Origin of the sequence: Microcystis sp. LEGE 08355 (assembly GCF_015207185.1) — a bacterium.
Lineage (GTDB): Bacteria > Cyanobacteriota > Cyanobacteriia > Cyanobacteriales > Microcystaceae > Microcystis > Microcystis panniformis.
In genome coordinates this window covers 1-11,334 of the sequence record NZ_JADEXI010000099.1, presented here as the reverse complement: position 1 = coordinate 11,334, position 11,334 = coordinate 1, and the positions used below count along the sequence as shown (strand labels likewise).

11 protein-coding genes and 1 pseudogene are annotated in these 11,334 nt (G+C 44.9%); 9 read left to right on the top strand and 3 right to left on the bottom strand.

Annotation, left to right across the window (positions count from 1 at the left end; all coding sequences use genetic code 11):
* Positions 1-784 (top strand): serine hydrolase (locus IQ242_RS07410; protein WP_193959525.1); only part of this gene is annotated, 784 nt, incomplete at its 5' end.
* A 3-nt stretch (positions 785-787) separates the two neighbouring features.
* Here the strand turns inward: IQ242_RS07410 and IQ242_RS07405 are convergent.
* A complete protein-coding gene (locus IQ242_RS07405; protein WP_002750529.1) occupies positions 788-1,054 on the bottom strand; it encodes a glutaredoxin family protein in 267 nt (88 codons plus the stop codon).
* A gap of 126 nt (positions 1,055-1,180) precedes the next feature.
* On the opposite strand from IQ242_RS07405, the gene IQ242_RS07400 reads away from it, so the two are divergent.
* From IQ242_RS07400 to IQ242_RS07375, 7 genes and pseudogenes are all read left to right on the top strand, one after another.
* On the top strand, positions 1,181-1,420 hold the full coding sequence (locus IQ242_RS07400) for a hypothetical protein (protein WP_193959524.1): 240 nt from the start codon (positions 1,181-1,183) through the stop codon (positions 1,418-1,420).
* Positions 1,421-1,579: 159 nt separating this feature from the next.
* The gene (locus IQ242_RS07395) at positions 1,580-2,305 is read left to right on the top strand and encodes a Uma2 family endonuclease (RefSeq protein WP_123230506.1); all 726 of its coding nucleotides are present in this window, start codon (positions 1,580-1,582) and stop codon (positions 2,303-2,305) included.
* A gap of 179 nt (positions 2,306-2,484) precedes the next feature.
* Positions 2,485-3,558, top strand: coding sequence for a ParA family protein (locus IQ242_RS07390; protein WP_193959523.1), 1,074 nt, complete (start codon positions 2,485-2,487; stop codon positions 3,556-3,558).
* Complete coding sequence (locus IQ242_RS07385) at positions 3,542-4,099, top strand: hypothetical protein (protein ID WP_228020867.1); 558 nt, start codon at positions 3,542-3,544, stop codon at positions 4,097-4,099. Before IQ242_RS07390 ends, IQ242_RS07385 begins: the two co-directional genes overlap by 17 nt.
* 18 nt (positions 4,100-4,117) lie before the next feature.
* Positions 4,118-4,303 (top strand): annotated as a pseudogene (locus tag IQ242_RS25950) (HEPN domain-containing protein); the annotation flags it as partial.
* A 147-nt stretch (positions 4,304-4,450) separates the two neighbouring features.
* The gene (locus tag IQ242_RS07380) at positions 4,451-6,169 is read left to right on the top strand and encodes an AarF/ABC1/UbiB kinase family protein (protein ID WP_193959522.1); all 1,719 of its coding nucleotides are present in this window, start codon (positions 4,451-4,453) and stop codon (positions 6,167-6,169) included.
* 36 nt (positions 6,170-6,205) lie between these two features.
* Positions 6,206-6,583 (top strand): hypothetical protein, encoded by a 378-nt coding sequence (locus IQ242_RS07375; RefSeq protein ID WP_052277861.1) that lies wholly within the window; start codon positions 6,206-6,208, stop codon positions 6,581-6,583.
* Positions 6,584-6,976: 393 nt separating this feature from the next.
* On the opposite strand, the gene IQ242_RS07370 is transcribed toward IQ242_RS07375, so the two are convergent.
* Positions 6,977-7,168: a hypothetical protein gene (locus IQ242_RS07370; RefSeq protein ID WP_043996345.1), complete on the bottom strand. Its 192-nt coding sequence runs from the start codon at positions 7,166-7,168 to the stop codon at positions 6,977-6,979.
* A gap of 206 nt (positions 7,169-7,374) precedes the next feature.
* Here IQ242_RS07370 and IQ242_RS07365 point away from each other — a divergent pair, with 206 nt between their 5' ends.
* The gene (locus IQ242_RS07365; protein ID WP_193959521.1) at positions 7,375-9,900 is read left to right on the top strand and encodes a mannose-1-phosphate guanyltransferase; all 2,526 of its coding nucleotides are present in this window, start codon (positions 7,375-7,377) and stop codon (positions 9,898-9,900) included.
* A 79-nt stretch (positions 9,901-9,979) separates the two neighbouring features.
* Here the strand turns inward: IQ242_RS07365 and IQ242_RS07360 are convergent.
* Positions 9,980-11,334: flavin monoamine oxidase family protein (locus IQ242_RS07360; protein WP_228020866.1), on the bottom strand; the 1,355-nt coding region annotated here is incomplete at its 5' end.

Here is an 11,334-nt window from a genome sequence, read left to right as displayed (position 1 = left end):
CCTCGATAACGGTGCTTACTCTAATTTTCGCGGAGATACTATTTTTGCCGCCGCTAGTACGATTAAAATCCCCATTCTGGTGGCCTTTTTTGAGGATGTGGACGCAGGGAAAATTCGTCTCGATGAAACCCTTGTGGCCACTAAGGATGTCCTGGCCAGTGGGTCCGGGGATATGCAGTATCTAGGAGTGAATAAAACCTATACTGCCCTAGAAACCGCCACTAAAATGAACGTAATTAGCGATAATACCGCTACTAATATGTTAATCAAGCGCATGGGCGGCAAAAAGGCTCTTAATCAGCGTTTTCAAGCTTGGGGTTTGACCAGTACGGTAATTAATAACCCTTTACCAGACTTGGAAGGAACCAATACCACAAGTCCGAGAGATTTGGTGACAATCTTAGGAAAAGTTAATCAAGGGGAATTACTCAGTTTGCGTTCCCGCGATCGTCTATTAAATATTATGCAGGAAACGCGCACTCGCACCCTGCTGCCCCAAGGTATCGAGAAATCCGCCGATATTGCCCATAAAACCGGTGATATTGGCTCAATGTTAGCGGATGCGGGGATTATTGATATGCCCAACGGGAAACGCTATCTAGGAGCAGTGATGGTGAAACGTCCCCACAATGATAGTAACGCTAGGACTCTGATTCAACAAATATCGCGCACGGCCTACCAACACTTTAAATGGTATCAAACTCAACCCGCAGCCAAACCGCAACCGGTCCCCCAGTCTTCTCCCTCTCCTAGTCCTGTCCTTAGTCCTAGTCCGGGTAATTAGCCCCTAGGTTAAATTATTGGCTAAAAGACGGGCCAATTGTTCGGCATTTGCCCGGGGGGAAAGACGAGGGAGGATTTTTTCCCCCGTGGCTAGTTTTTGACAGAGAACGGGGATTTCGTACTGATAAGCGTTAAACCAATCCTCTCGACTGGTAATGTCCCTAATTTCTAACTGCCACTCCGGTTGACGGATTTTTTCTAGTTTTTCTAGCAACCCTTCGCAAAGATGACAGTCCGGTTTACTGTATAAAATTAGTTCTATGGTAGTCATAAATATTTAAGTAGGTAGGTGTTAAAAGTTGTCAGATCCCCCCACCTATCGGCACCCCCCTTATTAAGGGGGGCAGGGGGGATCAGAGGCAAAATCTATCTTCAATTTAATTATAACTACTTACTTATGTTCATTACCTCCACGATTAGTCTCTCATCAACAATTCTACAAACTCCCACACCCACACCGACTTTAAATAATAATTTAGTTAATTCAGGTACTCAAGATCTAGTCTATATCGGTGTGTTTCTTCTGGCAATTAGCCTAGTCATGGTTATTGGTATTATCAATAAAAAAATTGAATACGCTCTCATTTTTGCCGCAACTCTCACTGTTATTTTAATTGCTTTTTTCTGGTTTTTATAAGTCCTTCAACCAAGGGGATTGAGGTCATGATATTCTGACTTCCCCAACCGACTCCTAACACCCTATATACAAGCAAAACGATCGGACTTATAATATAATTGTATTGATTGTGGCTTGTGGCTAGAATCACCCCAAATTGACTCAATGGGTTTATAAACGATGACAACCCTAGATATTGCTACCGATATTGTCTGTCCTCCCACCGATTTATGGAGTGATGAACCACCCTTGGAAAGTGATCTGCATTTACAACAAATTATTTTATTATTATCTTGTCTTGATTGGCTCTGGCAAGATAGAAACGATTACTATGCCTCGGGCAATTTGACTATTTATTATAACGAAAGACAACTGAAACAGCGAGATTTTTGTGGACCAGATTTTTTCGTGGTTTTAGATACAGAGAAACGTCCCAGGAAAAGTTGGGTTGTCTGGGGAGAAGGGGGTAAATATCCCAATCTAATCATCGAAATTCTCTCCGATTCCACCGCTAATGTGGACAGAAAAGCCAAAAAGGAACTATATCAGCATACTTTCCGGACTCCTGAATATTTTTGGTTTGATCCTAATACCTTAGAATGGCAAGGATTTACTTTAATCGAGGGACAATACCAACCGATTACCCCCAATGAAAAAGGTTATTTATGGAGTAAGCAACTAGGATTATATTTAGGGATTTTTGCCAATAAATTGCGCTATTTCACCGAATCGGGTGAATTGGTTCCCACCCCTCAAGAGTCGGCCCAACAGGAAAGATTAGCCAAAGAACGGGAAAGATTAGCCAAAGAACAGGAAAGATTAGCCAAAGAAAGAGAACAACAACGGGCGGAAAAATTAGCCCAAAAGCTGCGAGAATTGGGCATTAATCCCGATGAAATTGCTTAAATATCCGGTTGGGTGTCTTAGGGTGGAAACCATGGCGCAATTTTTCCTTAATTGCTAGGCATTAAAACGAGTAATCCGAAACTCTGATTCTAGCCTAGAAATCATGGCAAAATCTGCTTAACCCCCACTGATGTTATAATAATGACCAAGGGCAACAATCTTCAAATATAATTAATGCCATGGTGCAAAAAATAGCTTTTTTTAATCATAAAGGTGGAGTGAGCAAAACTACAACCACTTTTAATCTTGGTTGGATGCTTGCTGAGAAGGGTAAAAGAGTAATTATTGTCGATACCGATCCCCAATGTAACTTAACTGGTATGGCTTTGACTAATGAAAGTGAAGATAGGGAGGAAAGACTACAAGCAATCTACAATACTTGCTCTAATATTAAAACAGCTTTAGCACCTGCTTTTGAATCTCAACCGAGATTAATCGAAGCTGTGGACTGTATTCCTATTGATGGTCGTGATGACTTATTTTTACTTCCCGGTCATGTGGGGTTAGCTGAATATGAAGTTACCCTAGGTATTGCTCAAGAACTTAGCGGGTCAATTCAGGCTTTAAAAAATCTCCCCGGTGCGATTACATATTTATTAGACAAAACTGCCGAAAGATTTCAAGCTGACTATATTTTAATCGATATGAGTCCCAGTTTGGGGTCAATCAATCAAAATATACTGATGACCAGCAACTTTTTTATTGTGCCAACCACAGCGGATTTTTTCTCGGTTATGGCTATCGATTCTTTAACTAAAATCTTGCCTAAGTGGCACCAATGGGCTAAGGCAGCTAGTGCTTTACCAATTCTCAAAACCGCCAACTATCCCTTCCCCGAAGTTAACCTACATTTTTGGGGAACTATTGTTCAGAACTATCGAATTATTCGTGGTAAAGAAACAAAAGCCTTTGAAAACTGGATTAACACAATCGAGGAAAATATCGGCAATAAAATGATTCCAGCCCTAGAAAAAAATGGCATGATGCTACCGAAATTTATCTACGATCAGAATGGTGTACCAGACTGCTGTACTCTAGTAAAAATTCCTAATTTTAATAGTCTTATTGCCTTATCTCAAGAGCATCAAATGCCTGTTTTTGCGCTAACTGCTGAACAATTGAAATCAGCTAAGTGGCAGGGTAAAGTGTTAGGTAAAGCCCAAGAAAAACAAGAGGACTTTAAAAATATTTTTTCTGACTTAGCAGACAAAGTTATCGGTCTTACCTCCGAGATTTATGCAGTTAGCAATTGAACAATTTCGCCTTAGCATTGCCCGCGTTCGTGACTTGATCGCTATCCACAATTCCCTCAAATCTCAGACTACTTCCGCCCTAGATGTATCGGATATCCTCAGAGCCGCTTTAGTCCTGACTGTGAGCGCTTTAGATTATTACATTCACGAAGTGGTTACTCTAGGAATGCTAGAAATTTATCGAGGCCAACGTTCAGAACCTTCTCCCACTCCTAACAGTTCTCAATCTGCCTTTTCTCGTTTTCAAGTCTCCTTGGATGGCGCACGACAAGAACGATTGATAGCTATTAGTATTGGCTCTTGGTTAGAGAACGAAATTCAACAAAACTACGGTTCTTTTTTTGGTCAAGAATCTCGCTCAATTTCCGAGGTACTACCAATGATTGAAAATCTCCTCACCAACAAACTTAATAGTAATTATTGGCTAGAGACTGAAATTAGAGAAAACCTCAGATATAAAAGCTTTCAACAACCGGACAAGATAGCGGAGGCCATTAGATTAATTTCAGCCAAGAAATTGTGGGAAGAAGTGGCGGGCTAACTAAATAAACCAGCCAAAGATATTAAAAGCCAACTTAGCATAATTGTTGATCGAAGGAACAAAATCGCCCACGAAGCTGATATAGACCCGATTTATGGCATTGGCAGTCGCTGGAATATCGATGAAAATATGGTTAATGATGCTGTTACCTTTATAGAACAGCTTGTTGAAAATATCCATCAGGTACTTGAGGACATCCACTAGCCGAGAATTTCCCCGGCAGTCCAGCCATAAATACTTATTGATTTCTCAGGGAATTATAACAATTATTAAATAATGTGTAGTTTTGTATACTGATGTCAAGAACTTAGCTACAATATGAAGTGGCGTAAGATATATAGAGATTAGCTAGTGAGTCGGCATCAAGACAGTCAAACTGACCGGAAACGAGAAGAAACACAGTTCACTCCTTACAGTGCAGAAGCGATCGCTCAACAATACCGTTACAAACCTTGGCAATTGTTCGGTCGCGCTTTCGTGATTACTTGGTCTTTAGGATTATTTCTCCTCAGTCTCCTCTGGGACAAATGGACAAAGCAAGAAGAAGCCAATAAATACCAGCGTGCCAGCGAACTTAGGCAAATTCTCACCCGTTTGGGTCCGACCTTCATCAAAGTCGGTCAAGCTCTCTCCACCCGCCCCGACCTCGTTCGCAAAGACTTTTTAGACGAATTAGTTAAACTGCAAGACCAACTTCCCCCCTTCGATAACGACATCGCTTTTGCCCTTATCGAGACAGAATTGGGAATGTCCGTAGAAAAAGCCTATCGAGAAATATCCCCCACCCCTGTGGCTGCCGCTAGTTTAGGACAGGTTTACAAAGCTATTCTACCCACCGGCGAAGAAGTAGCCGTTAAAGTGCAAAGACCGGGGCTGCGGGCGCTTTTAAGCCTCGATTTATACCTAATGCGCTGGGCTGCCCAAAAATTCGGTCGTTTATTACCCCTCAATCTCGGCCACGACCTCACCCTGATTGTCGATGAATTCGGCACCAAACTCTTTGAGGAAATCGACTATCAAAACGAAGGTCGCAACGCCGAAAAATTCGCCACCAACTTCCAAAATAACCCCGAAGTTAAAGTTCCCAGTATCTACTGGCGTTATAGTGGTCGCCGCGTCCTCACCCTGGAATGGATTGATGGCTATAAACTCACCGATACCGAGAACATCAAAGCTTTAGGATTAGACCCCAATAATATCGTTAAAATCGGCGTAACCTCTGGATTACAGCAACTCCTCGAACACGGCTTTTTCCACGCTGATCCCCACCCGGGTAATCTTTTCGCCACTTTTGATGGTCGCATGGCCTATATCGATTTTGGCATGATGGACCAGTTAGAGGAGGAAACTAAAGAAACCCTCGCTAGTTGCGTCGTCGATTTAATTAACAAAGACTACGAAAACCTGGCCGCCAACTTTGTCAAGCTGGGATTTTTAACCCCAGAAACGGATATAAAACCCATTATTCCAGCCCTAGAACGAGTTTTAGGCAATGCCATCGGTCAAAGGGTCGGTGACTTCAATTTCCGCACCATTACCGATGAGTTCTCCGAATTGATGTACCAATATCCCTTCCGGATTCCCGCCAAATTCGCCCTGATTATTCGTTCCCTCGTCACTCAAGAAGGGGTAGCCCTTACCCTCGATCCTAACTTCAAAATCGTCCAAGTGGCCTATCCCTACGTCGCTAAACGTCTCCTGACCGGGGAATCGCCCCAACTGCGGCGGCGTTTACTGGATGTGCTGTTCAAAGACGGTAAATTCCAGTGGCAACGCCTAGAAAACATGATTACAATGGCTCGCTCGGAAAGTAACTTCGATTTACTGCCCACCGCGCAATTAGGCATCACTTTTCTTCTCTCGGAAGAAGGTCGTTATCTGCGTCGTCAATTGCTATTAGCTTTAACGGAAGATGACCGTCTCCATACTGCCGAAGTGCAACGTCTCTGGGGTTTAATTCAAGGAGAATTGCAACCGCGGCGACTCTTGGATGTGGCCATGAGCGCTTTTCGGGAATTATCGGCCCAAGGTGTGGCCGCTGTCCTTCCGGGAGAAACCAGTTCGCGTTAAAGTGTTTAAGGTCATCATCGGTTAATCACTTTTTCTATGGATTATTATTTTCTGCCCCAACCGCCCTATTTTCTAGTTTTTGCCGGTTTATTTATCGGTATTACCTGCGGGGCCGCTTTTGAAGCTAGTCTCAAGCAAGTGGTTAACAATTGGTATAAAAACAAGGGTTCAGACGATCAAAATCTTTTAAAATCCAGTGCCTTACAAATTCCTTTTATTGGTATTTGTGTAGGAATCTGTCTTTTCCTGGCCTCGGGATTAGATATATTTATTCTCAATGGTTGGGTTGCCTACGCTATCTCTCTCCCGATGACTATCTTTATTGGTGGTTTGGTTTGGAGTCAGTTAGGGGAATTATTAGGCCAATTACAGCGCGGTGGTTCTAAAGAAATTGACCTCGATTATCGGGGATAATTAGGAGGCAGCAAACATTTAGGACTAAGATAATAGGTGTTAGCAGATAGGAAAGATCAACTCCCCCACAACTAACACCAAAACCCTAGTTATGGTTGGCTGAATAAATCTAAAAACCTTGTTGGATAAGGTTTTTAGACTTTTTTTCCCTCAAAAAGTGCCGACCATTGGAGTGATTGGGGGGAAAATTCCGGGACTTTTTCCCTGAAAATTAGGTAATTGACCACCTGAAAATGGGTAAAACCCCACACCCTACCCCCACGAAAAACTTTTTGCCGCAAACCCTATTTAGGGGTTTTTTTTGGGGGGGTAATCTCGACTAATCGGCTAAAAAACACCTCGATACCCAGCTACTTTCTGTTTTATGGCCGTGACCTTGGCAGTATGTTAATTTTATTTGCCCTTGAGGGCTTTTTTAAAATTCTTGCGGTAGGCGGGATTAACAGCCAACAGAAGCGGCCAGAACAGTGTTAGAGCTAAACGATTGGGTAAACTGGAACTAAAGTTAGTGCTTCTGTACCCATTCCAGAATTTCCAACCACCGACACCATAAACAATTATTAAGATAAAAATAACGAGTCTCATGCCATCTCATCCTTGAATTTAGACAATTCACATCTCTCATTTTAAGCTTGGGTTTTGCCGACTTGGGAAAAGAAAATATTGTCCTGAATCCAGGAGACGGTGTTAGAATGCCGGTTAGGAACTAGCTCGATCGAGATAGGAAAACTAAAGCCAGAATTTGAAAAAAATATTTAAAAACGGCGAAAAGATAGCCTTGGGAGGAAGTTATGCGAGCGGTACTAATGGCAGGTGGTTCGGGGACAAGATTACGTCCGCTTACTTGTGATCTTCCCAAACCGATGGTTCCGATTATCAACCGTCCGATCGCCGAACATATTATCAATTTACTACGAAAGCATGACATTACCGAAATTATCACCACCCTGCACTATCTTCCCGATGTCATGCGCGACTACTTTCAAGACGGCAGCGACTTTGGGGTAAAAATCACCTACGCTGTCGAGGAGGATCAACCCCTAGGCACCGCGGGATGTGTGAAAAATATTGCCGAATGGTTAGATGATACCTTTCTGGTGATTAGTGGCGATAGTATCACCGATTTTGACCTGCAAAAAGCGATCGCATTCCATAAAAGCAAAAACTCGAAAGCAACCCTCGTCCTGACGCGCGTTCCCAATCCGATCGAGTTTGGGGTAGTGATTACCGACAAAGAAGGCAGAATTCGCCGTTTTATCGAAAAACCATCCACCAGCGAGATTTTTTCCGATACCGTCAACACCGGAACCTATATTCTCGAACCAGAAGTCCTCGATTATCTCCCCTACAAAGAAGAAACCGACTTTTCTAAAGATTTGTTTCCACTGCTGCTGCAAAGGGGCGAACCTATGTATGGTTATGTGGCCGATGGTTATTGGTGCGATGTCGGTCATCTGGAGGCCTACCGAGAAGCGCAATACGATGCTTTATCCGGCAAAGTTAACCTGGAATTTCCCTATCGAGAAAAATCCCCCGGGGTATGGGTCGGCACTAATACCTATATCGATCCTAGCGCCCAGATCGAGGCACCAGCCATGATCGGCAATCATTGCCGTATTGGTGCAAATGTTCTGATCGAGAGGGGTTCGGTTATCGGCGATAATGTCACCATCGGTGCTGGTTCCGATCTGAAACGTCCCATCCTCTGGAATGGTGTGGTGATCGGGGATGAGGTCAATTTAGCCGCTTGTACGATCGCTAGGGGAACCAGAATCGATCGACGGGCCCAGGTACACGAAGGTGCGGTGATCGGACAATTATCGATCGTCGGGGAAGAAGCGCAGATCAACTCTGGAGTAAGAGTCTGGCCGAGTAAACAGATCGAATCGGGAGCCATCCTCAATATTAACCTGATTTGGGGAAATACTGCCCATAAAAACCTCTTTGGTCAACGAGGAGTATCGGGCCTCGCTAACATCGATATCACGCCCGAATTCGCCGTTAAACTGGGGGCATCCTACGGTTCCATCCTGAAACCGGGGTCAACGGTAATCGTCTCCCGGGATCAACGTAGTGTCTCGCGCATGGTCAGTCGATCGCTGATTGCTGGTTTAATGTCCGTGGGAGTTAATATCCAAAACCTACAAGCGAATGCTTTACCGATTTCGCGGACTTTAGTGGCTAAATTAAACGTAGTCGGTGGCATTCACGTTCGTATTCATCCCGATCGCCCGGATTTTCTCTTAATCGAGTTTTTAGACGAAAAAGGAATTAATGTTTCCAAAGCGAGGGAAAAGAAAATCGAAGGGGCCTATTTCAAAGAAGATCTGCGACGGGTGGGAATGCAGGAAATCGGCAGTATGTCCTATCCGGCTGATATTCTCGATAATTACCGCAAAACCTTTGAAACTCAGCTAAATGTGGAGGCCATTCGCAATAGTAGCTCCAAAATCGTCATTGATTACGCCTACGGAGTCTCAGGGGCAATTTTACCAGAATTACTGGCCAAATTTGGCTGTGATGCCGTGGTTCTCAATGCCAGTTTACGTCAGAATGCCCTTTCCATGCAGGAAAGAGAGTTACTGATCCATCAATTGGGCCATGTGGTGGAGGCCCTGAAAGCGAACTTAGGCGTACAAGTTTCGGCCAACGGGGAACAATTAGTCCTCGTCGATGAGAGTGGTTTATCGATTCGCGGGGAACAATTAACTGCTCTAATGGTGAATGCAATTCTGACCGCCCATCCGCGCGGTACAGTGGTAGTGCCGGTTCATGCTTCTAGTGCCGTGGAACAGATCGCGCGTCGTCACGATGGCCGGGTGGTGCGGACAAAAGCCAGTCCTAGCGCTTTAATGGAAGGATGTCAAACCAATCCTAATGTGGTTTTAGGAGGATGTGGGCAAACTGGCTTTATTTTTCCGCAATTACATCCCGGTTTCGATGCCATGTTCAGCGTGGCGAAACTTTTGGAGATGTTAACCATTCAGGAACGTTCTCTAGCTCAGGTGCGGGCCGAGTTACCGCGCATTTACAATAAGAATACGGCGGTGCGTTGTCCTTGGAAAGTCAAGGGATCTTTGATGCGCTATCTGGTGGAAACTCACGCTACCGATAATCTAGAGTTGGTCGATGGAGTCAAGGTGATTAATCCCCTTAATGATGACTGGGTATTGATTTTACCCGATGCCGGAGAACCTTTAGTACATATCTATGCTAACAGTGAGCAGCGGGAATGGGTCGATCGGACAATTAAAGAATATCGTCATCGTGTCCAATATTTCGTCGAACATTACCAGGGCGAAATAGTGATGATTTAGGATTTTTTTGCCCTATTAGCCCCGAAAATTGACTATGATGACTTTTTTGACCTAAAAGGTGGCGTAGCCCTGTAGATGCTCATTTTTCCCGCAAAAGGAAGGCGATTTGATCGGCCGCTGCCTCACCGGTGCGGATCGCCCCCTCAAAAAATCCTGGCCAGCGATCGGACATTTCTGTGCCAGCCCAGTGAATCGGTCCGACGGGAGTAAAAAGAGCCTCGCCGAAACTTGTCCAGACTCCGGGGGGCATAAAGGCGGAATATGCGCCACCAGTCCAGGTATCCCCGGGCCAATCCACCTCATCGTAACTGATCGGGAAAAGAGCCTCTTGACCGAAATAAATAGCTAAATCCGAGAGGACGGCGGCACGGCGCGCCGGACTACTCATGGAGCGCCAACGGTTATAGCGATCGCCAACCACAAAGGTGGCCATTACCCCGACGCCGGTTTCGGGATCGGAACTATCAGCACAGAGTTCCAACCATTGACAATTCCCTTGGGCAAGTCCCGCTAGTCCCTGTTTTCGCCAGAAGGGTTGCTCATAGGAAATCAGGACTTTAGCGCAGCATCCCATCGGTACTCGTTGGGTTAGTTGTTGTCGCTGGGGTGGCAGCGGGGGATGATAAATAATGCGGCTGGCAAGATGGGGCGGCATGGCAATGATGGCAAATTTGGCAGTAAAAGTGTTCTGAGTGGTTTCTATGGTGACACTGGCCGAGTCATAATTAAGGCGAACAACTGGTTCCCCCAGTCGAATTCGCTCTCCTAATTCCGCCGCGATCTTGTCGGGAATTTGTCCCGCTCCGCCATGGATCAGTTCGGCTTCTGGATGTTCGGCCTGAGGGGCGCAATTTTGTCCCCAAAGAACGTGCAGCAGTGAGACTTGGTTGGGTTCGGCCGGCCCGAGAAAACCCACTGCACGCACCATATAAGCAAAATACCATTGACCAAAATCTGTGCTGGTGTTTTCTTCAATCCACTGGGCAAAAGTTTTACTGTCTAGTTTTTTGGTGTGATCGTTGCTTTGGGGATAACCTGAAGGTAGGGTTTTGGCTAGTTCTTGAAAACGCGCCCATGCTGACATCGCATCTTGCCATTCTGCCGCGCCGATATCGGGTACTTCTCCCTCGTGGAAACCTTGAAAAAAACCGTTGAATTCATAGCGTTTGTTGTTGAACACTAGAACGGTTTTTCCCTGATTGGGAGAGGGAAAACGACGTATTTTATACTCATCAAGGAGGGCTAAAAAACGCTCTTGGGTTGGGCCCACCCACTGACCACCTCGATCGATCCACTGTCCGGAGGGGAGATATTGACCAGACATTCTACCACCGTAACGATTTCGCGCTTCGATCACCAGAACTTGATGACCTTGCCTCTGGAGATTACGCGCGGCGATTAATCCCGCTAATCCCGCCCCAACAACGATACAAT